The organism is Nocardioides bigeumensis (assembly GCF_039531755.1).
Taxonomy (GTDB): domain Bacteria; phylum Actinomycetota; class Actinomycetes; order Propionibacteriales; family Nocardioidaceae; genus Nocardioides; species Nocardioides bigeumensis.
Map to the genome: position 1 here is coordinate 159,253 of NZ_BAAAQQ010000011.1, position 21,547 is coordinate 180,799.

The following is a 21,547-nucleotide window of genomic DNA, read 5'->3' on the forward strand; positions in this document are numbered from 1 at the left end:
CATCCTAGGGAGCGACCACAGCCCGGCGGTCGAGGAGGTCGCGCAGCGACCGAGTCACGAGACCTCTGCGGCTCAGAATCGAGCCGGCTCCCTGTACACGCCCCACTCGTCGCGCAGCGCGTCGCAGATCTCGCCGAGCGTGGCCTCGACGCGGACGGCCTCCAGCATCGACTCGATCATGTTGCCGTCGGTGCGCCCGACCTCCACCATCCTCTGGATCGCCGCGGAGACGGCTGCGTCGTCGCGGGCGCTCTTGCGCTCCGCCAGGTGGCGCACCTGGTCGACCTCGACCTCGTGGGAGACCCGGAGGATCTCCAGCTCGTGGGTCACCGACTCCTCGTGGCAGTTCACGCCGACGATCCTCTTGTCCTTCTTCTCCAGGGCGACCTGGTACTGGAAGGCCGCCTCGGCGATCTCGGACATGAACCAGCCCTCCTCGATGCCGCGCAGCAGGCCCTTGGTGACGGGGGTCTCGCCGTCGCGGGTCGCCGCGGCCAGCCCCTCCACGTCGGCGGAGGTCAGCGTGCTGCCGCCCATCGAGAGGATCTTGTCGAAGATGGCGTTCGCCTCGGCCTCGAGCTTGTCGGTGAGCGCCTCGACGTACCAGCTGCCACCCAGGGGGTCCGCGACGTTGACGACGCCGGTCTCCTCCATGATCACCTGCTGGGTGCGCAGGGCGATCTCGGCGGCCTGCTCGCTCGGCAGGGCCAGCGTCTCGTCGAGGGCGTTGGTGTGCAGGGAGTTGGTGCCGCCGAGCACCGCGGCAAGCGCCTCGATGCCGGTGCGGACGACGTTGTTGTAGGGCTGCTGCGCGGTGAGCGAGACGCCCGCGGTCTGGGTGTGGAACCGCAGCCACTGCGCCTTCTCGGACTTCGCGCCGTAGACGTCGCGCAGCCACCGGGCCCAGATGCGGCGGGCGGCACGGAACTTGGCGATCTCCTCGAAGAAGTCGACGTGGGCGTCGAAGAAGAACGACAGCCCGGGCGCGAAGACGTCGACGTCGAGGCCGCGGCTGAGACCCAGCTCGACGTACCCGAAGCCGTCGGCCAGGGTGTAGGCCAGCTCCTGCGCAGCCGTCGAGCCGGCCTCGCGGATGTGGTAACCGGAGACCGAGAGCGGCTTGTACGCCGGGATCTTCTCCGCGCAGTACTCCATCAGGTCGCCGATCAGGCGCAGGTGCGGCTCGGGTCCGAAGAGCCACTCCTTCTGGGCGATGTACTCCTTGAAGATGTCGGTCTGCAAGGTGCCGTTGAGAGACCCCGTGTCGACGCCGGCCCGCTCCGCGGCGACGATCATCATGCAGAAGACCGGGACGGCGGGACCGCTGATCGTCATCGAGGTCGTCACCTGACCGAGGTCGATGCCGTCGAAGAGGCGCTCCATGTCGGCGGCCGAGTCGATGGCGACCCCGCAGTGGCCGACCTCGCCGAGGCTCATCGGGTCGTCGGAGTCACGCCCCATGAGGGTCGGCATGTCGAAGGCCACCGACAGCCCGCCACCGCCGCGCCCGAGGATCATCCGGTAGCGCTCGTTGGTCTGCTCGGCGTTGCCGAAGCCCGCGAACTGCCGGATCGTCCACGTCCGCCCGCGGTAGCCCGTGGGGTAGAGGCCGCGGGTGAAGGGGAACTGGCCGGGCCACTCCGACTCGTCGGTGCCGTACGCCGGCGCGACCTCCATCCCGCTCAGTGTCGTGAAGTCGGTGTCTCGGACGCCGCCCTTGTCGAGCGCGGCGTCGTACCGCTCCTGCCAACGGGAACGAGCGGTCTCGGACGTGCGCGGGTCCGTCATGGCGAAATACTAGGACGTCCTACTAATTTGTCCAAACCATCAGCGTCGTACCCATCGACAGACCTGACCGTCGCGCACGTCGACCGACGTCGGCGGCCGCGGGGTCGGGTGCTCGCGGAGGTGGGCCAGCACCTGGTTGCGCCCCCGCAGGTGCACGCCGGTCGGATCGTCGGCGAAGTGCACGTAGGGATGCAGGAGCTGACGCACCTCGCCCCACTCCTGTTGCTCGACCAGCGCCCACGTGCGCGCCGCAGGCGCTGGGAGCTCCGGGAGCTCGTGGAGCATCTTGGGCGTGCACATCCGCCACGCATCGACGACCAGCTCGCGCATCTCCCCGTCGGACAGCCGCGGCAGGTGTGCGCAGACCCACTGGTAGCGCAGGTCGGCCGCGCCGGGCAGGAAGAACGTCTCGGGGTCCGAGGCGATCAACCCGTCACGCTCGGCCTTGGGGAAGCCGAACCCCATCTCCAGCTCGTCCTTGCTGAACGCGACGTAGACGATCTGACCCACGCGGAGCTTCCACCGGCCGCGGACCTGGACCTCATAGCTGCGCGGCAGGTCCTGCGCCACACGGCGCACGGCGTCCGCGGTGGTCATGCCGGGGTCCTGGGGGTCATGCCGGGGTCACGGGGGTCATGCCGGGGTCACGGCGGGGTCACGGTCCGTAGTCGCCCGCGGCCCGGCGCACCGGCCGCAACAGCTCCGACAGCGCCCTGAGCTCGTCGTCGGCCAGGTCGCCGAGCGCGAAGTCGGCGCCGACCAGCCGCTCGGTGGCCTCCTCGACCAACGCCCGCCCGGCCTCGGTGATCTCGGCGAGCACGATGCGGCCGTCGACGGCGTCGCGGTGCCGGGTCACCAGCCCCGCCGCTTCGAGCCGCTGCACGATGGAGGTGACCGACGTCGGATGCACCTGCAGCCGCTCCCCCATCTTGCCGAGCGGCAACGCCCCCCTCGACGAGAACACCAGCAGGACCAGCGCCTCGTAGCGCGCGAAGGAGAGTCCCAACGGCTTGAGCAGCGCGTCGAGATTGGCCAGCACGAGCTGCTGCACGCGCATCAGCGACGTGACCGCGTGCATCGCCGGGACGGCCGCCCAGCGCTGCTCCCACTGCCGGGCCGCCTCGTCGATCGGGTCGAAGGGCAGGCTCATCGCGAACGAGCCTAGGGGTCGGTGGTCGCGCAGCGAGGTCTCGACTCGGCTCGACCCCCCGAATGAGCGGAAGGTCGAGACCATCCGCACCCGGTCAGTCGGCGTACGCGTCCAGAAGCTCGTCTGCGGCGGTGTAGGGATCGGTCTCGCCTGCGGCGACGGCAGCGGCGAGGTCGTCGAGCTCGGAGCGCCCGTGCACGTCGCCCCACCGCTCGCGCAGCGCGGTGACCGCGATGGCCTCGACCTCGTCGCGGGCCCGGCGCGTCCGACGCGCCGCCAGCTCGCCGGACGACTCGAGCCAGTCGTGGTGCCGCGCGATCTCGGCGGCGAGCTCGTCGATGCCCTCGCTCTTGGCGGCCACGGTCTTCACGATCGGAGGTTTCCAGGAACCCTCGGCCAGGTCCGAGAGCGCCAGCATCGAGCGCAGGTCCTTGCGGACCTGGTCGGCGCCGTCGCGGTCGGCCTTGTTGACGACGTAGAGGTCGCCGATCTCGAGGATGCCCGCTTTGGCGGCCTGGATCCCGTCGCCCATGCCCGGTGCCATGAGGACCAGCGTGGTGTCGGCGAGCCCAGCGATCTCGACCTCGCTCTGACCCACGCCCACGGTCTCCACCAGGACCACGTCACAGCCGGCGGCGTCGAGCACGCGCAGTGCCTGCGGAGTCGTCCATGCCAGGCCGCCGAGGTGACCGCGCGACGCCATCGAGCGGATGTAGACGTCACGGTCGAGGGCGTGGTCCTGCATCCGCACCCGGTCACCGAGCAGCGCACCGCCGGAGAACGGCGAGGAGGGGTCGACGGCGAGCACGCCGACGCGCTTGCCCTCGCGACGCAGCTCGGTCACCAGAGCGCTGGTGCAGGTCGACTTGCCGACGCCCGGTGAGCCCGTGATGCCGATGACGTGCGCGTGACCTGTGTGCGGCGCCAGCGCCGCCATCACCTCGCGCAGGAGCGGTGAGGCGTCCTCGACCAGGGAGATGAGCCGCGCGACAGCCCGCGGGTCGCCGGCGCGGGCGCGCTCGACCAGGTCGGGGACGGATCCCTGGCTGCGACGACTCACGCTGCTGCTCAAGCGGGGGGCACGCGCACGATCAGGGCATCGCCCTGACCGCCGCCGCCGCACAGCGCGGCCGCACCGACGCCGCCGCCGCGACGCTGGAGCTCGAGGGCGAGGTGCAGCACGATCCGCGCACCGGACATGCCGACCGGGTGACCCAGCGCGATCGCCCCGCCGTTGACGTTGACCTTGTCGGGGTCGAGACCGAGATCGCGGGTGGAGGCGATGCCGACGGCCGCGAACGCCTCGTTGAACTCGACGAGGTCGAGGTCGGTGGGGGCGATGCCGTCCTTCGCACAGGCCTTCGCGGTCGCTCGTGCGGGCTGGAGCTGCAGCGTGGAGTCCGGACCGGCGACCTGCGCGTGCGCACCGATCTCCGCGAGCCAGGCCAGCCCGAGCGACTCGGCCTTCTCCTTGCTCATCACGACCACGGCGCAGGCACCGTCGGAGATCTGGGACGCCGAGCCGGCCGTGATCGTGCCGTCCTTGGCGAAGGCCGGTCGCAGCTTGCCGAGCGACTCGGCGGTCGTGTCGCCGCGCACACCCTCGTCCTGCGAGACGACCACGGGCTCGCCCCGGCGCTGCGGGATCTCGACCGGAACGACCTCGTCGTCGAAGACGCCGTTCTTCCAGGCAGCGGCGGCCCGCTGGTGCGACGCGGCCGCGAACTCGTCCTGCTCCTCGCGAGTCAGCCCGTCGGACGCCTTGTTGCAGTCCTCGGTGAGCATGCCCATGGCCTGCGAGGTGACCTGGTCCCAGAGGGCGTCGTAGGCCATCGAGTCCACGAGGGCGGTGTCGCCGTACTTGAAGCCCTCACGCGACTTGGGGAGCAGGTGCGGCGCCTGGGTCATCGACTCCATGCCGCCCGCCACCACGATCTCGACCTCGCCCGCGCGGATCAGCTGGTCGGCCATCGCGATCGCGTTGACGCCGGAGAGGCACACCTTGTTGATGGTGATCGAGGGGACGGTCATCGGCACGCCACCCGCGACGGCGGCGGTTCGCGCGGGGTTCTGGCCGGCACCGGCCTGGATGACCTGGCCCATGATCACGTAGTCGACCTGGTCGCCGCTGACACCGGCCTTGTCGAGCGCGCCCTTGATGGCGACGCCGCCGAGCGCCGCCGCGCTCTGGTCCTTCAGGCCGCCGAGCAGCCGACCGATGGGGGTGCGGGCACCCGCGACGATCACCGACACAGAGTTGGGCGTGGTCATGTGCTGTGCCTCCAGAAGAGTCAGGAATCCTGCTTCGGACAGTACCCGTCCCAGCGCATCGGGCGGCAGGCCGAGAGACCTCCGCGCGGTGAGGAACAGGTCACAGGAACCCGGGCGAGCGGCCGAGAACCGATGAGTAACCGGTCACACCTGTGGCCACACGAGGACCTGGCACGCCACCATGACGCGCATGCAGCCCCACCCCGACGACGAGCCCGACGACCGGCCCGACGACCGGCCCGACGACCGGCCCGACGACCGGCCCGACGACCGGCCGGAAGACTCGGCGAGCATCCTGCCGGCCCACCTGCTGATCGGCATCGACCACGTCGGCATCGCCGTGCCCGACCTCGACGAGGCGCTCGCCTTCTACCGCGACACCTACGGCATGACCGTGCTCCACGAGGAGACCAACACCGAGCAGGGCGTGCGCGAGGCGATGGTCGGCTTCGACGCGACGCCCGGCGGCCCCTGCCTCCAGCTGCTCGCACCGCTCGACGAGAGCTCGACGATCGCGAAGTTCCTCGATCGCAGCGGTCCCGGTCTCCAGCAGCTCGCCTTCCGGGTCCACGACGTCGAGGAGGCGTCCGCGACGCTCCGGGACCGCGGCCTGCGCCTGCTCTACGACGAGCCACGTCGCGGCACGGCCGGCTCCCGCATCAACTTCGTCCACCCCAAGGACGCGGGGGGCGTGCTCGTCGAGCTCGTCGAGCCCGCGATCACCGGTGGTTGAGCAGGTCGCGCAGCGACCGTCACGAAACCGATCCACTCCACCTGTTGAGGAGACACCGTGCAGCACATCCTCGAGGCCATCCAGGCCGAGACCACCTCGGCCGAGGACTACGCCGCACTCCCCCTGCCCGAGTCCTACCGCGCCGTGACGGTGCACAAGGACGAGGTCGACATGTTCGAGGGCCAGGAGAGCAAGGAAAAGGACCCACGCAAGTCGCTGCACGTCGAGGAGGTGCCGCTGCCCGAGCTCGGCCCCGGCGAGGCGTTGGTGGCGGTGATGGCCAGCGCGATCAACTACAACACCGTCTGGACCTCGATCTTCGAGCCGGTGTCCACCTTCGGCTTCCTCGAGCGCTACGGCCGGCTCTCCGAGCTCACCAAGCGCCACGACCTGCCCTACCACGTCGTCGGCTCCGACCTGTCCGGCGTCGTCCTCGCGACCGGTGCCGGCGTCACCAAGTGGCGTCCAGGAGACCGCGTCGTCGCCCACTGTCTGTCCGTCGAGCTGGAGTCGCCTGACGGGCACAACGACACGATGCTCGACAACGAGCAGCGCATCTGGGGCTTCGAGACCAACTTCGGCGGGCTCGCCGAGGTGGCCCTGGTCAAGGCCAACCAGCTGATGCCCAAGGCCGAGCACCTCACCTGGGAGGAGGCCGCCTCCCCCGGCCTGGTGAACTGCACGGCGTACCGCCAGCTCGTCTCCAAGAACGGCGGCGACATGAAGCAGGGCGACAACGTGCTGGTCTGGGGCGCGTCCGGAGGCCTGGGCGGCTTCGCCACGCAGTACGCCCTCAACGGCGGCGCGATCCCGGTCTGCGTGGTGTCGAACGACGAGAAGGCGGCGATCTGCCGGTCGATGGGCGCCGAGCTCATCATCAACAGGTCCGAGGAGGACTACCACTTCTGGAACGACGAGGGCACCGAGCAGGATCCTCGCGAGTGGAAGCGCTTCGGCGCCAAGATCCGCGAGCTCACCGGCGGCGAGGACATCGACATCGTCTTCGAGCACCCCGGCCGGGAGACCTTCGGGGCCTCGGTCTACGTCACCCGCAAGGGCGGCACGATCACCACCTGCGCGTCGACGACGGGCTTCATGCACGAGTACGACAACCGCTACCTCTGGATGAACCTCAAGCGGATCATCTCCAGCCACTTCGCCAACTACCGCGAGTCGTGGGAGGCGAACCGGCTCATCGCGAAGGGCCGGATCCACCCGACGCTCTCCCGGACCTACCGCCTCGACGAGACCGGCCAGGCCGCGCTCGACGTCCACAAGAACCTCCACCAGGGGAAGGTCGGCGTGCTGTGCCTGTCCCCCGAGGAGGGCCTGGGCGTGCGCGACCACGAGCTGCGCGCTCAGCACCTCGACGCCATCAACCGCTTCCGCGGGGTGTGACGGGCCCCTGCAGGGCCATGCCAGACTGAGGACCCACACGGCGAACGGGACCCGCCCCCAGGGGTCTCGAGGTGGAGGGTGCAACTCATGGCGCGTGACGACCGCGACGACACTGGTCTGTCGATCTTCGACGAGACGGCCGAGGTTCCTGCTCAGGACTCCCGACCCGTCGAGCGGGAGGACCGCACCCGGGTCCTGCCACCGGTCCCTGCGCAGTCTCCGCGGCCCGCCGCGCCACAGGGCGCTCCCGCCCGCCCGCCCGCAGGCGGAGCGCCGGCGTTCCCGGCCGTCCGTCGCGGTGGTTACGACCGGGAGGCCGTCGACGCACACTTCCGCAGCGCCGACCAGGCCGTGGCTGCCGCGCGACAGGACGCCGAGCGCGCGCACCGGCGGATGGGTGAGCTGGAGGCCGAGCTGGCCACCCTGCGCGAGCAGCTGGCCGAGCACGAGGAGCCGTCGTACGCCGGTCTGGGCGGCCGGGCCACCACGATGCTGCGGCTCGCCGAGGAAGAGGCCAACGAGGTCCGCGACGACGCCGCGCGGGAGGCGGCCGAGATCAGGTCGCAGGCGACCAAGGACGCCGACGCGATCCGCGCCGACGCGGCCCGCGAGGCCGATGACATGCGCGTGGTCCAGCTCAAGGAGCTCGACGAGATGCGGGCCCGGGCGAAGGCCGACGCCGACCAGGAGCGCAGCCTCGCTGAGGGTGAGGCCGGCGACATCCTCGCCTCGGCCAAGCGCGAGGCCGACCAGCTGCGGCTGGCGGCCCAGCAGGAGGCCAACGAGCTGCGGGTGACGGCCAAGCGGGACGCCGAGCAGGCGCGGGCCGCCGCAGACCGCGAGGTCCAGGAAGCGCGGCGCACGCTGGCGGTGGAGAAGGAGCGGCTGGCCAAGGAGGCCACCGACCACCACGCCACCGCGACCGCCGAGACCCAGCGCCTGGTGACCGAGGCCGAGCAGCGGGCGAGCGCGGCCGAGGAACGGGCCCGCGAGGCGACCAGCCACGCGAGCAGCCAGCGTCAACAGGCCAAGACCGAGGCGGAGGCGCTGCTGCAGCGGGCCCGCCGCGAGGCCGAGCAGATCGTCAGCTCGGCGCAGAAGCAGGCCGACTCGATCACCGCGACCGGCACCGCCCAGGCAGACCGGGAGCTCGCGGCCGTCAAGGCCGAGATCAGCCGCGTCTCCCGGCGCCGCGACACGATCGTGGCCCAGCTCGCGTCGCTGCGCGACGTCGTGGAGGGCTTCACCGAGGACGAGCCCGCGGACGTCAAGGACGAGTCCTGATCGGCCGCAAGGCGGCGAAGGTTGCCGATGAGGCAGCCGAGACCGCCCGAGAGGCCGCCTTCCGCGCCGAGGAGGCGGCGGAGCGGGCTGAGGACGCAGCCCCCGCCGACGCCCGGCCGGAGGAGGACCGCCCCGACCTCGACGAGATGGTCGACGCCGGCGCTGACGACTCAGACGAGTCCGAGGACCTGGGCGAGCCCGGGCGCCCCCTGTCGCGCCACTCGCCGTTCTACATCGGCTTCTTCGGCGCTGCGGGCGCGCTGCTGGCGATCTTCCTCGGCCAGCAGGTCCAGCGGATCTCCAGCGTCCTGATCCTGATCGTCGTCGCCCTGTTCCTGGCCGCGGGGCTCAACCCGGTCGTGGAGGCGATCGTCCGGCGCGGCCTGCGCCGCTCCTACGCCGTGCTCATGGTGATCGTGTGGGTGCTGATCGGCCTCACCCTCTTCGTGATGGCGATCGGCCCTGTCATCAGCGACCAGGTCGCCGGCATCTCTGACAACGCGCCCCAGTGGCTGGACCAGCTGCAGGGCAACCACTACGTCCAAGAGCTCGACGACAAGTACGACGTCATCGACCGCGTGCGCGACTACGTCTCGCAGGGCAACTGGGCCTCCGGTCTCTTCGGCGGCGTGCTCGGCTTCGGCCTGCGGGTGCTGTCGGCCTTCGCCAACGCGTTCGTCATCATCGTGCTGACGCTCTACTTCCTCGCCGGCCTGGAGACGACCAAGAACGCGCTCTACCGGCTGGCTCCCGCGTCGCGGCGCGACCGGGTCAGCAAGCTCGGCGACCGGGTGATCGAGTCGGTCGGCGGCTATGTCTCGGGCGCCTTCATCGTCGCCGTCTGCGCGGGCGTGTCGTCGCTGATCTTCCTGTTCATCGTCGGCCTGGGCGAGTACGCCGTCGCGCTGGCCTTCGTGGTCGCGCTGCTCGACGTCATCCCCATGATCGGCGCCACGATCGGCGCCGTGCTCGTGAGCGCCATCGCCTTCGCGGAGGACCCGAAGATCGGCCTGGCCTGCGTGATCTTCTACGTGATCTACCAGCAGGTCGAGAACTACCTGATCTACCCCCGCGTGATGTCCCGCTCGGTCGACATCCCCGGGGCGGTCACGGTCATCGCGGCCCTCGTCGGCGCCGCCCTCCTAGGTGTCGTCGGCGCGCTCCTGGCCATCCCCACCGCCGCCGCGATCCTGATGCTCACCCGCGAGATCGTCATCAAGAAGCAGGACGCCAGATAGCGGTCCTCGGTGGTCGGAGGTCGCGCAGCGACCGTCACGAGACCACCGGCGGCCCGAGGCCGACCCTCAGACCGGCAACGGGTCGACTGTCCGGATCGAGCGCTCGCCGAGCTTGACCGCGACGACCCCCGTCAGGATCAGCACGCCCCCCAGCACCTGCACCGGGCGCGGCACCTCGCCGAGCAGCACGATCGCCCACAGGACACCGGCGACGACCTCGCTGAGCGCGACGAAGGACGCCAGTCGCGAGCCGAGGTGGCGCGCGGCGGCGATGCCGAGGGTGTAGGGCAGGGCGGCGGTGACCAGCCCGAGGGTGACCAGCACGACCCAGGGCGAGACCGACGTGCCGGCGTACGTCACCTGCTCCGACGCGGTGGCCATCGGCAGCAGCCCGGTCAGGCCCAGGGTCGCGAGCGCGACGGTCGCGACCACGAAGCCCCCCGCGGCCAGGGTGAGCGGCGGCAGCCCGTTGGTGGTGTCGCCGGAGACCACGAAGTGGGTGGTGCACCCGACCATCGCGGCCAGGGCCCACAGCACGCCGGCTGTGCTGAGGTCGGCGCCTGAGAGCAGGTCGAGGACCAGGACCAGTCCGAGCACGGCGATCGCAGCCCCGAGGAAGGTGACCCGCCCGGGGCGCTGGCCGTGCCGCAGCCACATCCAGGCCACCACCGTCGCGGGAGCGGTGAACTCGATCAGCAGCGCCGGAGCCACCTCCATGTGCCGCACCGCGGAGAAGTAGCAGAACTGCGCGACGGTCACCGCGACCAGGCCGTAGAGCAGCAGCGTCCCGGCGTTGGCGCGCAGCAGCGACCAGCGACCGCGCAGCGCCGACAACCCGAAGGGCAGGACGGCCAGGCCGGCGATGGCGATGCGGAACATGGAGACGGTGCCGGCGCTCCACCCGCTCTCCAGGAGCGGGCGGGCCAGGGCTCCCGAGAGACCGAACGACACGGCGGACCCGAGCGCCAGGGCCAGCCCCGCGCGCGGGTGCGACATCGGCACGGTCTGGTCGATGTCATGAGTCAACGCCGTCATGGCACATGACGCTAGATGGTCGTGAGGTAACCTGTCAACATGCGTTTCGCCCATGACACCGAGGTGAACCTCCAGGCGGCCGTGCAGCTGGTCAACACCGCCGAGGATCCGGAGACCCTGGAGACCGTCGCCGACCTCGACGCGCTCCTCGCGCAGTACGAGTACACCGGTCGTCGCGACCGTGACCTCGACGAGCTGCGCTCGATCCACGAGCTGCGCCCGGTGCTGCGCGAGCTCTTCCTCGCCGAGCGTGACCACGCCGTCGAGATCGTCAACGAGATGCTCGCCAAGGCGCAGGCACTCCCCCAGCTCGCCCGCCACGACAACTGGGACTGGCACCTCCACGCCGTCGACCAGTCGGCCCCCCTGGCCACACGGATCACCGTCGAGACCGCGATGGCCATGATCGACGTGATCCGTGCCGACGAGATGTCGCGCCTCGGCATCTGCGCCGACGAGGGCTGCGAGGGCATCGTGCTCGACCTGTCCCGCAACCGCTCACGACGCTTCTGCTCGACCACCTGCGGCAACCGCAACGCCGTCGCGGCCTACCGGGCCCGCCAGGCCTCTCCGTAGGCCGCCCTCCACGGAGCCCCACAGCACGGAGCCACAGCACGGAGCCACAGCACGGAGCTCAGGATCGACGGGCGGCCAGGAACCTCCGCAGCACCTCGATGAAGACCGCAGGCTGCTCCGAGTGCACCCAGTGGCCGGCGCCCTTGACGCTCACCCGCCGGACCTTCGGGAAGTGCCGCTCCATGGTCTCGGCGTGCTCGTCGCGGACGTACGCCGACTCCGAACCGGCGATCCACAGCACTGGCCCGTCGTACGGCGGCAGGTCGGCCGCGGCCTCCTCGGGCCAGCCGCGCAGGAGGTCGAGGTTGTCGCCCAGCACGTCGAGGTTCATCTGCCAGCGCCATCCGACAGCCTGGCCATCTCCCTCACGCCGCAGGTTCTGCAGCAGGAACGAACGGACGGTCGGGTCGGGGACCGCCTCGGCCAGCCCCGCGTCGGCGTCGTCGCGACCCTGGAGGCTCTCGAGGTCGAGCGCCCGCATCGCGGCGACGTACCTCTCGAACTCGCTGGCCGAGGCGTACGTCGTCGGCGCCACGTCGACCACGCACAGCCGCTCGACCAGCTCCGGGTGGGCCAGCGTCGCGAGCATCGCGACCTTGCCCCCCATCGAGTGGCCGACCAGGGCCACGGGGTCGCCGTCCTCGAGCAACGGCACGAGCTCCTCGGCCATCGCCGGGTAGTCGAACCGGTCGGTCCACGGAGACCGGCCGTGGTCGGGCAGGTCGACGAGGGTCACCCGGTGGTCGTCGGCGAAGGCCTTCGCCACCTGGGTCCAGTTGCGCCCCTGCCCGAACAGCCCGTGGCAGAAGACCAACCGGGGCCCGCGCTCGCCGAGCGTCCTGGTGAACAAGGGTCCTGGTGGCACCAGAGAAGGCTACGCGGCGGGGGGAGGGAGCAGGGCCGAGGGAGAATGTGCGGATGCCGGAGTCAGCGCAGGAGTGGTACGACCGGGTCAGTGCACGCATCGCCGAGGACGGGTACGGGCCGCCCGAGTGGCGGTCGGCGCCTTCGTTCCCGCTCGACGAGTCGGGCGCCGTCCGCGCCCTGGAGCGTCCCGGCGAGGAGCCGCTCCGCGGGGGTCTGACGGTCGAGGACTGCCCGATCTGCGAGCGCAGTCAGGCCGACGACGCGCACGAGTACATCTACTGGCGCGACGACCTCTTCATGCTCGGGGTCCCCTTCCAGCCGTTCGCGCTGCCGCTCGTCACCTACCTGATGCCGCGCCGGCACGCCGACCTCGCTGCCCTGACGGCACAGGAGGCACGCCGTCAGGGCGAGCTCCTGGTAGCCCTCGAACGCGCGGCGGTCGACGTGCTGAACGTTCCGCGCGTCCAGGTCGCGAGGAACGGCGAGGGGCTGGAGCACCTGCACTGGGGGGTCTTCGCCCGCCCGACCGGCGCCGGCCAGCTGCGCGGCAGCTTCCTGGTCCAGTGGAGCTCCGTGCTGCCGTCCGGTGACCCCGTCGCCCAGCGCGCCGACCTGGACCTCGTCGCCGCCCGCCTGATGGAGCTGACCGGCGGCCTCGCGCTGTCCGGTGGTTGAGGAGGGCAGCTGAGCGAGGTCACGAAGCCCGGTGAGGTGCGTAGGGCCGTCCCCACGGTCACCTGTCGTCTCATCGGGTTTCGACGCGCACGGTCAGCCTGGCCGTCTCAGAACATGTCCCCGATGCCGTCGAACATCCCGCCGAGGCCGTCACCGATGCCTTCGGCCATCGCTCCGATGCCCTCGCCGAGCCCGTCGAAGGCCCCGAACATCAGGCCCATGAACATCCAGTCCATCGGCCCGAAGGCGCCGAAGTAGCCCATCGCGTAGGGGCGGTACGCCGGGCCGCCCTGCCAGTAGGGCACCCGCCGGGAGCCCACCATCACCTGGCGCACGTCGGGCTCGGCACCGACCCGGACCCGCTCGGCGTCCAGCGCGCACGCCGGGACGGCTCGGGGCGCGCCGCCAGGAGGCGCGTAGGTCACGTCGGTGACCGACAGACCGTGTCGCGGGTCGAAGAAGCACGGGGGTCGCCGGGTCGGCAGCGGCCGGCCTTCCACCCGCGCCGACACGCAGGCCATCGCGTAGCGCGCGTCCTCGAGGATCCCGGTGATGTGCCGGATGTCGTCGGGGGCGGTGATCCGGTCGCCGGCCGTCTTCGCGGCGTCGTACGCGTCGAGCGCCCGCTGGTAGTCCGCCCGCGCGCCCGCGTCGAGCTCCCGCCCGGCAAGCTCGAGGTCGAAGTCCTGCAGCTCCACCCCGAGGGCGGTGATGTCCTCGAAGGCGAGCTGCTTCACCGGGTCGAGCTCGGCGGCCTTGCGTTCGGCAGCGCGCCGCTGGTGAGCACGAAGGACGGCCACGACCACGAGGGCGCCGAGGACGAGAAGCCCCAGGAACACCAGAATCCTCATGACGGCATCCTCATGCGGGCAGCGTACGGCCGTCCGCCAAGGCCGCTCACGCCAGAGACGGCCTCGGCGGACGGACCTCCGGGGTGGCGTAGGAACCCCGGAGCTCGCGTGCTCGACGGCACGCGGAGTCCGCGTCGACGGAGCAGACGGAGTGGCCGCGGGCTCCCCTGAGACCCGCGGCCACGTCTCGCACTGTGCGCCGTCCTCGTCGCCCGGCCCGTCCCCCGATCGGTCCGGCGCTGCGAGGACGAGCACTACCTTGGCCCGGACGCCGCTGTCCGGGCATCGGTAGTCCTACGTAATCCCACTCGGGCTCACCGGACACCCGCGATAGGTTGTGCCCGTGCTGACCCCGTGCCTGGGGCGCGAGCGCGTCCACCTCCAGCTCGACGATGCGCTGTCGAGCGCGCGCTGGGTCAGCGTGGTCGGCCCGCCCGGGAGCGGCAAGACGCTCCTGGTGCGGCATCTCGCCGCCCGTCGGGAGCCGTCGACCTGGGTGAACGCGCAGGGGTTGCGCACCTCGGAGTCGATCCTGGCTGCCTGCCTCGACGGCATGCACGTCGAGGCGGCTCCCGGCGACAGCACCCGCGGCGCGCTCAGCCGGGCGCTCGACGGCACCGACACGCTGCTGGTGGTCGACGGCGTCGACGTCGACGCCGACGGGCTCGGTCCCGCGCTCCAGGAGCTCGTCGAGACCACCAGCGGAGCCCGGATCGCGCTCACCGCGCGCACCATGGCGGGCCAGCCGGGCGAGCGGGTGGTGCGGGTCGGCCCACTGCCGGTCCCCGGCGCGCACGAGCCGCTCGCCGGACCGGCGGTCGACCTGTTCCTGGCGCGCATCGAGGCAGCCGGGGGGTACCCCGTCGACCTGGCCGAGCACGGCCCCGACGTACGCCGCCTGCTGACCGCGACCGGCGGGCTCCCCCTGCTCATCGAGCAGCTGGCCGTGCAGATCGCACTGGTCGGGCTGACCAACGTGGCGCCGACGGCGTCGCTCACCGAGGCCGTGCACGCGTCCTTCGAGCTGCTCGACGAGGAGCAGCGGCGCTGCTTCCGGCGGTTGGCTCAGATGACGGTGCCGGTGAGCATCGACGTCCTGGCCGACATCGTCGGTGTGTCCCGTGACCACGCGGCGGGACTGGCGGCCGGCCTGGCCCGTCGCAGCCTCATCGAGGTGCGCCCCGACGGGCGCCTCGACATGCTGACGCCGATCCGCCGGCACGGCGCGATCCTCGCCGGTTCCACCGATGATGCCGCGCAGGCAGCCCAGGGCCTGATCCGCTGGGCGGACCGGGTGGCGCCGGTCGACCTCAACTCCGGCGCCGCCGACGCGCCGTGGCTCGCCGACCTGAAGGTCATGCGAGCGGCGATCACCGCCGCGGTGGCGGACCCGGCGACCCGCGACCTGGGCTACGGCCTCGCCAACCGCGTCTTCTCCTCGCTCTACACCGCGATGCGGGCGCGCGAGGCGGTCGAGATCCTCGAGGAGGTCATCGTCAGCGGCGACGGCCCGGCGGCGATCGGCGCCCAGGTCGCGCGGCGAGCCGGCATCGCCGCCTCCGAGGTGCGCGGCACCTACGAGGGCCTGTGGCTCCTCGAACGCTCCGACCAGCACGCGGAGGCGGCGCCGGACCCGGCGCTCGAGCTCTCCCGCAACGCCGCCATCCGTGCGGAGATGCATCTCGACGCGGGCGTCCTGACCGACGCCGAGACCGAGGCGCGACGGGCGATCGCGCTCGACCCGACCGGCCAGGTCGAGGCCGCGGCGATGCGCACCATCGTCGACGTGCAGGTCTCGCGCGGCGAGTTCCCCGAGGCGACCGAGAGCGCGCAGCGCATCCACTCGCTCACGTCGGCCAACGTCGAGCGCTTCGTGACGCTGTCCGTCCGCACGCTGATGGCGCGGATCGCGCTCGAGCAGGGCCGTTCGGTCGAGGCCGCCTCTGCTGCGCGTGGCGCCCTGCGCGAGGCCGAGAAGCTCGCCGAGGACAGGATGGCGCTCCTCGCGGAGGTCGTGCTCCGCCAGATCGAGCCCGAGACCCCTGCCAACACCGTCGACCGGGAGAGCCTCCCCTGGGCGGTGCGGCTGCCCGTGCTCGCCCAGGACGCCCGCGACCACTTCCTGGCCGGCGACTTCGCCCGGGCGGCCGGACTCGCCGCCGACGTCGTCGTGCTGGCCGACAGCTGCCGGCTCGGGCGCGACGCGGTCGACGGACGACTCACCCTGGCGCACGCCCTGCTGGCCCAGGACGAGCCCGAGCAGGCGGCGACGACGTTCCTCTACGCCCTTGAGCAGGCCGCGGCGATGCCGATGCCGCTGCGCGTCGCTGACGCGTTCGACGGGCTGGCCCTGGCCGCCGATCGACGGGGCGGCAGCCGCCAGGCACGCCAGCTGGCCGCTGTCGCCCGGGCCCTGCGAGCACCGCGGCTCGCCGTCCCCTGGGGGTACGCCGCGCTCAAGCGAATCGATCCGGCGCGCACCGTCCCCGACGGCTGGATCGAGGACGGTCAGGCCACCTCGGCCGCCATCGAAGCAGCCGCCGCCGTCTTCGCCGACCACCACGAGGAGACCGTCTCCGCGCTGGACTCGCTCACCAAGGCCGAACGCCAGGTCGCCGAGCGGGTCGCCGACGGCAAGACCAGCCGGCAGATCGCCGGCGAGCTCTTCTTGTCACCGAGGACCGTCGACGCGCACCTGTCGCACATCTATCGCAAGCTCGACATCAGCTCGCGGGCCAAGCTGGCGGTCATGGTGGCTGACCTCCGCAGCTGAGACCGAGGGTCGGCTCACCGGTGTCTCGATACGCCCTGGCGCGACCTCGCGAGCTCGGTCGCGGGGCTACTCGACCTCGTCGAGCGACGCCGGCCGTTCGTTCCTCACGGCCGACTGCTCGACGAATAGTCCCGGAAGCCGCGCTGGGTCTTGCGACCCAGGTAGCCCGCCGTGACGAGGTGCTCCAACAGCGGCGCGGGCGCGAACCCCGGCTCGCGGAACTCGAGGTAGAGCTCCCGCTGGATCGCCAGGCTCACGTCGTTGCCGACCACGTCGAGCAGCTCGAAGGGTCCCATCGGGAGGGCACAGCCCTGCTTCATGGCGGTGTCGATGTCGTCGGCCGTGGCGTAGTGGGCCTGGAGCATCTTCACCGCGTCGTTGAGGTAGGGGAACAGCAGCGCGTTGACGATGAACCCCGCCCGGTCGCCACACGAGACAGGCACCTTGCCGAGAGAGGCGCACAGGGCGCGGGCGGTCTCGGCCACGTCGTCGGACGTGGCGACGGTCGAGACGATCTCCACCAGCTTCATCACCGGCGCGGGGTTGAAGAAGTGCATCCCCACCACGTCCTGCGGGCGCTTGGTCGCGGTGGCCAGCGAGATGACGGGCAACGAGGAGGTGGTGGTCGCCAGGATGGCGCCCTCCTTGCAGATCTCGTCGAGGTTCTCGAAGAGCGTGGTCTTGACGTTGAGGTCCTCGGCGATCGCCTCGACCACGAGGTCCACCCCGGCGAGGTCGTCGAGCGACGTGCTGCCGGTGAGGTGGCCGAGGATCTCCGCCTTGCTGTCCTCGGGGAGCTTGCCCCTCTGGATCGCCTTGTCGAGCGAACGCTCGACGGTCGCGCTCACGGTGGCGACCTTGTCGGCGGTCCGGCCGACGAAGAGGACGTCGTACCCGGCCTTGGCGAAGACCTCGACGATCCCGCTGGCCATGGTGCCGGTGCCGACGACCCCGACGGTGCGGATGTCGTGGCGCAGCTGCGGCTGGTCGGACTCCTTCGGGGTCCGGAAGTCGGGGACGACCTGGTGGCTGTCGGGCTCGGCGTAGGTGTAGAAGCCGTGGCCGGACTTGCGGCCGAGCTGGCCCGCGATGACCATCTGCTTCAGGATCGGCGCGGGCGCGTGCAGCCGGTCGCGGCCCTCCTTGTACATCGTGTCGAGGATCTCGTACGCCGTGTCGAGGCCGATCAGGTCGAGCAGCGCGAGCGGTCCCATCGGGTAGCCGCAGCCGAAGCGCATCGCCGCGTCGATGTCCTCGCGGGTGGCGTACTTGTTCTCGAACATCGACACCGCGTGGTTGAGGTAGCCGAAGAGCAGGGTGTTGGCGATGAACCCGGCCTTGTCGCCGCAGATGACGGGGTTCTTGCCCACCCGGCCCATGAGGGCCTCGACGTCGGCGAGCACGCTCGGCTCGGTGACGACCGTCCGGACGATCTCGACGAGGTTCTGCACCGGGGCGGGGTTGAAGAAGTGCACGCCGATGACGCGCCCCGGGCTCCGGTTGGCGGTGCCGATCTCGGTGACCGAGAGGGACGAGGTGTTGGTCGCCAGGATCGCGTCGGGCCGGACGACGTCGTCGAGCCGGCGGAAGATGTCCTTCTTGATGGCCAGGGACTCGATGACCGCCTCGACGACCAGGTCTGCGTGGGCGAGCGCCTTGAGGTCGGTGGCGAAGGTGATCCGGTCCAGGATCTCGTGCTGCTCTGCCTCGGTGATCTTGCCGCGGGCGACGGCTCGCCCGGTGGAGTGCTCGAGGTGCTCGCGGCCCCGTTGGACCGCTGCGTCGTTCTGCTCGACGCCGACCACGGCGAACCCGTTGCGGGCGAAGACCTCGGCGATGCCGGCGCCCATGGTCCCGAGGCCGATCACCCCGATGGTCTCGAAGGTGCGCCCCCCAGATGTCGCCGCTGACGCGTCTGCCTGGCCGTTGTCGCTGGTCATGGCGGGCATCATGTCACGGGGTCGGACGCCTCCCGACCGCTCGTGAGGTACCTCACGAGCGGACGCCGTCGGTGTCAGGACGTCGCGGCGAGAGGGGGTGCAGGCCCCCCGAGGGACCGGCTCATGACCACGCGGGGACCGTGCCGGTCCAGACCCATCGCCTGCTCGTGGGCGCGCAGCGCCTGGTGGCGGGGAGAGAGGTCCTCGACCACGGCGAACCCGCGGGCGGCGTAGAAGGGCGCGTTCCACGGGACGTCGGCGAAGGTGGTCAGCGAGATCTCGGTGAACCCCGCTTCCCGGGCGGCGAGGCAGGCGGCCTCGAGCAGGGCGGTGCCGATGCCCTGCCCCATCGAGCTGGGGTGCACGGCGATCTGCTCGAGGTGCGCCTCGCCGTCGAGGAAGAGCACGTGGGCGAAGCCGACGACCGGGTCTCCGGCCACCAGCAGGATGCCGGGCTCCGCGGCGCGCTCGGCGCCGTCGGAAGGCGGATCCCAGTCGACGTCGCCGAAGACGGACGTGAAGAGCTGGTCGGCGGCGTCCTCGATGTCGGCGAGCAGGGGCAGGTCGGCCGGCTCAGCCGGACGGACGGCGTGGGCTTGGGTTGATGGCGATCCCCCGGTCTGCATGGGCACGAGCCTGCCCGTGCCCACGGACAACAGCAACCCACTTCGACACCTTCGGTGGTCGAGCAGCGAGCTTGCGAGCGGTCAGTCGAGAGCCGAGCGGTCAGTCGAGACCCAGCAACCTCTGCATCGCGCCCAGCTCCTCGCCCCAGGCGTCCCGCGGCTGGCGTGCGCCGCACGAGCGCAGCAGCCGTGAGAAGTCCGAGGCCGCTCGGTCGATGCGTCGGCTGAGTGCTCCCTCGGAGTCGACGCTGCCGAAGTCCTCGGTGGCGGCGTACACCGCCGTCGGCGAGACGACCGCCTCCAGGTAGGAGAACATCGGCCGCAGCGCGTGCTCGAGCACGAGCGAGTGCCGCTCGGTGCCACCGGTCGCGGCGATGAGCACCGGCATGCCGCTCAGCGTCTCCTCGGGCAGCACGTCGAAGAACGACTTGAAGAGTCCGCTGTAGGACGCGTTGAACGACGGCGTCACCGCGACGAGCCCATCGGCGCCGCGCAGGAGCCCGATGACCCCGTCGAGCGCGTCACCGGCGAAGCCGGTGAGCATCGCGTCCATGATCGCGTGCCCCAGCGGGCGCAGCTCGATCGTCTCGACCGTGGTGTCCACGCCCTCCCGCCTCAGGTCGGCGACCACGGCTGTGGACAAGCGGTCGGCCAGCAGGCGGGTCGACGACGGCTCGCGCAGGCCTCCGCTGACCACCACCAGGCTCGTCACGACAGCGCCTCGGCCGGCTCGGTCGCCCGGCTGGTCCGGCTGGTCCCGCTGGCCCGGCCCGCCTGGGCCGCGACGAGCGAGGCGTGGGTCGGCGCGTCCGGGACGTCGGCGGGGCGGCCCTCGGCGAAGCCCGCGCGCAGGTCGGGCAGGATCTCGCCGAGCAGGTCGAGCTGCTCCAGCACCGTCTTGAGCGGCAGGCCGGCGTGGTCGACCAGGAACAGCTGGCGCTGGTAGTCGCCGACGTACTCACGGAAGCCGAGCGTGCGCTCCAGCACCTCCTGCGGGGAGCCGACGGTCAGTGGCGTCTGCGCGCTGAAGTCCTCCAGGGACGGGCCGTGACCGTAGACGGGGGCCACGTCGAAGTAGGGGCGGAAGTCGCGCACCGCGTCCTGGCTGTTGCGGCGCATGAAGATCTGCCCGCCCAGCCCGACGATCGCCTGGTGGGCGGCGCCGTGGCCGTAGTGCTCGAAGCGCTGGCGGTAGAAGGCGATCATCCGCTCGGTGTGGGAGGCCGGCCAGAAGATGTGGTTCGCGAAGAACCCGTCACCGTGGTACGCCGCGAGCTCGGCGATCTCGGGCGTGCGGATCGATCCGTGCCACACGAACGGCGCTACGCCGTCCAGCGGGCGCGGCGCGAGGGTGAAGCCCTGGAGCGGCGTGCGGAACTGGCCCTCCCAGTCGACGACCTCCTCGCGCCAGAGCCGGCGGAGCAGGTCGTACTTCTCGACGGTGAGCGGGATGGCCTGACGGATGTCCTCGCCGAACCACGGGTAGACCGGGCCGGTGTTGCCGCGCCCGAGCATCAGGTCGACGCGTCCGTCACTGAGGTGCTGGAGGACCGAGAAGTCCTCGGCGATCTTGACCGGGTCGTTGGTCGTGATCAGCGTCGTGGAGGTGGAGAGGATGAGCCGCTCGGTGCGGGCGGCGATGTAACCGAGCAGGGTCGTCGGCGACGACGGCACGAACGGCGGGTTGTGGTGCTCGCCGGTCGCGAAGACGTCGAGGCCGATCTCCTCGGCCTTCTCGGCGATCGCGACGGTGTTCTTGATCCGCTCGTGCTCGGTCGGTGCCCGGCCGGTCGTCGGGTCGGGGGTGACGTCGCCGACGGTGAAGATGCCGAACTGCATCGCGCTCATGCCTCCAAGGTAGTGGTCCTGCCACTATGAACAAGATAGTGCTCGGGGTATTCCCAGGTGCTCAGGCGCTCTCGGCTACTCTGAACTACATAGTGACCGAGACGACCACTCCCACCATCGGCCGCCGCGCGGCCGGCTCAGGCGACCTCGCCGTCTGCGAGCCGTTCGAGGCGGCGATGCTGCTGCTCGGCCGCCGCTGGGCCGGCGGCGTCGTACGCGCACTGCTCGGCGGAGCCGAGCGGTACGGCGAGGTGCGCGACGAGCTGCCCGGCGTCACCGATGCCGTGCTGACGGCACGGCTCCGCGAGCTGTGCGCGTGGGGCCTCGCACGGCGTACCGAGGACAAGGGCACCGTCCGCTACGAGCTCACCGCGGCAGGGCGCGATCTCGCACCGGTCCTCGACGCCGTGGAGGACTACGGCCGCCGGCACCACGCGCTCCTGCGGCGGCTCCGCCCCTAGTCCGTCGTCGCCGGGCGGCCGGCGGACCACGGG

The 21,547-nt window shown here is 71.3% G+C and carries 20 protein-coding genes; 8 read left to right on the forward strand and 12 right to left on the reverse strand.

The features are described 5' to 3' along the window. Positions 1–72: 72 nt before the first annotated feature. The 5 genes from icmA to ABD295_RS09855 all read right to left on the reverse strand — a co-directional run bounded on the left by icmA (position 73) and on the right by ABD295_RS09855 (position 5,209). Entirely contained in the window at positions 73–1,788 is a 1,716-nt protein-coding gene (gene icmA / locus ABD295_RS09835; protein WP_344303529.1) for a coenzyme B12-dependent isobutyryl-CoA mutase large subunit, read from the reverse strand. A gap of 39 nt (positions 1,789–1,827) precedes the next feature. Beyond that, positions 1,828–2,385: an MmcQ/YjbR family DNA-binding protein gene (locus ABD295_RS09840; protein WP_344303530.1), complete on the reverse strand. Its 558-nt coding sequence runs from the start codon at positions 2,383–2,385 to the stop codon at positions 1,828–1,830. 58 nt (positions 2,386–2,443) lie between these two features. Then, complete coding sequence (locus tag ABD295_RS09845) at positions 2,444–2,938, reverse strand: MarR family winged helix-turn-helix transcriptional regulator (protein WP_344303531.1); 495 nt, start codon at positions 2,936–2,938, stop codon at positions 2,444–2,446. Between the two features lie 94 nt (positions 2,939–3,032). Continuing rightward, positions 3,033–3,998, reverse strand: coding sequence for a methylmalonyl Co-A mutase-associated GTPase MeaB (gene meaB, locus ABD295_RS09850; RefSeq protein WP_344303532.1), 966 nt, complete (start codon positions 3,996–3,998; stop codon positions 3,033–3,035). Between the two features lie 8 nt (positions 3,999–4,006). Further along, positions 4,007–5,209 (reverse strand): acetyl-CoA C-acetyltransferase, encoded by a 1,203-nt coding sequence (locus tag ABD295_RS09855; protein WP_344303533.1) that lies wholly within the window; start codon positions 5,207–5,209, stop codon positions 4,007–4,009. A gap of 190 nt (positions 5,210–5,399) precedes the next feature. Here ABD295_RS09855 and mce point away from each other — a divergent pair, with 190 nt between their 5' ends. The 4 genes from mce to ABD295_RS09875 all read left to right on the forward strand — a co-directional run bounded on the left by mce (position 5,400) and on the right by ABD295_RS09875 (position 9,862). Continuing rightward, the gene (gene mce / locus ABD295_RS09860) at positions 5,400–5,942 is read left to right on the forward strand and encodes a methylmalonyl-CoA epimerase (RefSeq protein WP_344303534.1); all 543 of its coding nucleotides are present in this window, start codon (positions 5,400–5,402) and stop codon (positions 5,940–5,942) included. Positions 5,943–5,999: 57 nt separating this feature from the next. Continuing rightward, on the forward strand, positions 6,000–7,340 hold the full coding sequence (gene ccrA / locus ABD295_RS09865; RefSeq protein WP_344303535.1) for a crotonyl-CoA carboxylase/reductase: 1,341 nt from the start codon (positions 6,000–6,002) through the stop codon (positions 7,338–7,340). A gap of 87 nt (positions 7,341–7,427) precedes the next feature. Further along, positions 7,428–8,624 carry a coiled-coil domain-containing protein gene (locus ABD295_RS09870; protein WP_344303536.1) on the forward strand — a complete coding sequence of 399 codons (1,197 nt, stop codon included), beginning with the start codon at positions 7,428–7,430 and terminating at the stop codon, positions 8,622–8,624. Between the two features lie 146 nt (positions 8,625–8,770). Continuing rightward, positions 8,771–9,862, forward strand: a complete 1,092-nt coding sequence (locus tag ABD295_RS09875) for an AI-2E family transporter (RefSeq protein ID WP_344303537.1) — start codon at positions 8,771–8,773, stop codon at positions 9,860–9,862. A gap of 66 nt (positions 9,863–9,928) precedes the next feature. Here the strand turns inward: ABD295_RS09875 and ABD295_RS09880 are convergent, their stop codons facing one another. Then, the gene (locus ABD295_RS09880; protein ID WP_344303538.1) at positions 9,929–10,897 is read right to left on the reverse strand and encodes an EamA family transporter; all 969 of its coding nucleotides are present in this window, start codon (positions 10,895–10,897) and stop codon (positions 9,929–9,931) included. 39 nt (positions 10,898–10,936) lie between these two features. On the opposite strand from ABD295_RS09880, the gene ABD295_RS09885 reads away from it, so the two are divergent. Beyond that, entirely contained in the window at positions 10,937–11,473 is a 537-nt protein-coding gene (locus ABD295_RS09885) for a CGNR zinc finger domain-containing protein (protein WP_344303539.1), read from the forward strand. 58 nt (positions 11,474–11,531) lie between these two features. On the opposite strand, the gene ABD295_RS09890 is transcribed toward ABD295_RS09885, so the two are convergent. Further along, positions 11,532–12,338: an alpha/beta fold hydrolase gene (locus ABD295_RS09890; RefSeq protein WP_344303540.1), complete on the reverse strand. Its 807-nt coding sequence runs from the start codon at positions 12,336–12,338 to the stop codon at positions 11,532–11,534. 53 nt (positions 12,339–12,391) lie between these two features. Between ABD295_RS09890 and ABD295_RS09895 the strand changes: the two genes are divergently transcribed. Continuing rightward, the gene (locus ABD295_RS09895) at positions 12,392–13,015 is read left to right on the forward strand and encodes a hypothetical protein (RefSeq protein WP_344303543.1); all 624 of its coding nucleotides are present in this window, start codon (positions 12,392–12,394) and stop codon (positions 13,013–13,015) included. Positions 13,016–13,122: 107 nt separating this feature from the next. Here the strand turns inward: ABD295_RS09895 and ABD295_RS09900 are convergent, their stop codons facing one another. Continuing rightward, entirely contained in the window at positions 13,123–13,866 is a 744-nt protein-coding gene (locus tag ABD295_RS09900; protein ID WP_344303544.1) for a hypothetical protein, read from the reverse strand. Positions 13,867–14,209: 343 nt separating this feature from the next. Here ABD295_RS09900 and ABD295_RS09905 point away from each other — a divergent pair, with 343 nt between their 5' ends. Then, positions 14,210–16,639: a LuxR C-terminal-related transcriptional regulator gene (locus ABD295_RS09905; RefSeq protein WP_344303545.1), complete on the forward strand. Its 2,430-nt coding sequence runs from the start codon at positions 14,210–14,212 to the stop codon at positions 16,637–16,639. A gap of 104 nt (positions 16,640–16,743) precedes the next feature. On the opposite strand, the gene ABD295_RS09910 is transcribed toward ABD295_RS09905, so the two are convergent. From ABD295_RS09910 to ABD295_RS09925, 4 genes are all read right to left on the reverse strand, one after another. After that, positions 16,744–18,579: a 3-hydroxyacyl-CoA dehydrogenase family protein gene (locus ABD295_RS09910; protein ID WP_344303546.1), complete on the reverse strand. Its 1,836-nt coding sequence runs from the start codon at positions 18,577–18,579 to the stop codon at positions 16,744–16,746. Positions 18,580–18,653: 74 nt separating this feature from the next. Next, positions 18,654–19,205 carry a GNAT family N-acetyltransferase gene (locus tag ABD295_RS09915; RefSeq protein WP_344303547.1) on the reverse strand — a complete coding sequence of 184 codons (552 nt, stop codon included), beginning with the start codon at positions 19,203–19,205 and terminating at the stop codon, positions 18,654–18,656. A gap of 100 nt (positions 19,206–19,305) precedes the next feature. Then, positions 19,306–19,917 carry an FMN reductase gene (locus tag ABD295_RS09920; RefSeq protein WP_344303548.1) on the reverse strand — a complete coding sequence of 204 codons (612 nt, stop codon included), beginning with the start codon at positions 19,915–19,917 and terminating at the stop codon, positions 19,306–19,308. Continuing rightward, a complete protein-coding gene (locus ABD295_RS09925; RefSeq protein WP_344304041.1) occupies positions 19,914–21,044 on the reverse strand; it encodes an LLM class flavin-dependent oxidoreductase in 1,131 nt (376 codons plus the stop codon). Before ABD295_RS09925 ends, ABD295_RS09920 begins: the two co-directional genes overlap by 4 nt. Positions 21,045–21,145: 101 nt before the next feature. Between ABD295_RS09925 and ABD295_RS09930 the strand changes: the two genes are divergently transcribed. After that, positions 21,146–21,514: a winged helix-turn-helix transcriptional regulator gene (locus ABD295_RS09930; protein ID WP_344303549.1), complete on the forward strand. Its 369-nt coding sequence runs from the start codon at positions 21,146–21,148 to the stop codon at positions 21,512–21,514. Positions 21,515–21,547 lie beyond the last annotated feature (33 nt).

What these genes read in the sequence shown, in the direction of transcription:
- ABD295_RS09925 (WP_344304041.1), bottom strand. Translation starts at nt 21,044, where the DNA reads ATGCAGTTCGGCATCTTCACCGTCGGCGACGTCACCCCCGACCCGACG.
- ABD295_RS09845 (WP_344303531.1), bottom strand. Translation starts at nt 2,938, where the DNA reads ATGAGCCTGCCCTTCGACCCGATCGACGAGGCGGCCCGGCAGTGGGAG.
- mce (WP_344303534.1), top strand. Translation starts at nt 5,400, where the DNA reads ATGCAGCCCCACCCCGACGACGAGCCCGACGACCGGCCCGACGACCGG.
- ABD295_RS09855 (WP_344303533.1), bottom strand. Translation starts at nt 5,209, where the DNA reads ATGACCACGCCCAACTCTGTGTCGGTGATCGTCGCGGGTGCCCGCACC.
- ABD295_RS09910 (WP_344303546.1), bottom strand. Translation starts at nt 18,579, where the DNA reads ATGACCAGCGACAACGGCCAGGCAGACGCGTCAGCGGCGACATCTGGG.
- ABD295_RS09875 (WP_344303537.1), top strand. Translation starts at nt 8,771, where the DNA reads ATGGTCGACGCCGGCGCTGACGACTCAGACGAGTCCGAGGACCTGGGC.
- ABD295_RS09840 (WP_344303530.1), bottom strand. Translation starts at nt 2,385, where the DNA reads ATGACCACCGCGGACGCCGTGCGCCGTGTGGCGCAGGACCTGCCGCGC.
- ABD295_RS09915 (WP_344303547.1), bottom strand. Translation starts at nt 19,205, where the DNA reads ATGCAGACCGGGGGATCGCCATCAACCCAAGCCCACGCCGTCCGTCCG.
- ABD295_RS09870 (WP_344303536.1), top strand. Translation starts at nt 7,428, where the DNA reads ATGGCGCGTGACGACCGCGACGACACTGGTCTGTCGATCTTCGACGAG.
- ABD295_RS09885 (WP_344303539.1), top strand. Translation starts at nt 10,937, where the DNA reads ATGCGTTTCGCCCATGACACCGAGGTGAACCTCCAGGCGGCCGTGCAG.
- ABD295_RS09895 (WP_344303543.1), top strand. Translation starts at nt 12,392, where the DNA reads ATGCCGGAGTCAGCGCAGGAGTGGTACGACCGGGTCAGTGCACGCATC.
- ABD295_RS09900 (WP_344303544.1), bottom strand. Translation starts at nt 13,866, where the DNA reads ATGAGGATTCTGGTGTTCCTGGGGCTTCTCGTCCTCGGCGCCCTCGTG.
- icmA (WP_344303529.1), bottom strand. Translation starts at nt 1,788, where the DNA reads ATGACGGACCCGCGCACGTCCGAGACCGCTCGTTCCCGTTGGCAGGAG.
- ABD295_RS09880 (WP_344303538.1), bottom strand. Translation starts at nt 10,897, where the DNA reads ATGACGGCGTTGACTCATGACATCGACCAGACCGTGCCGATGTCGCAC.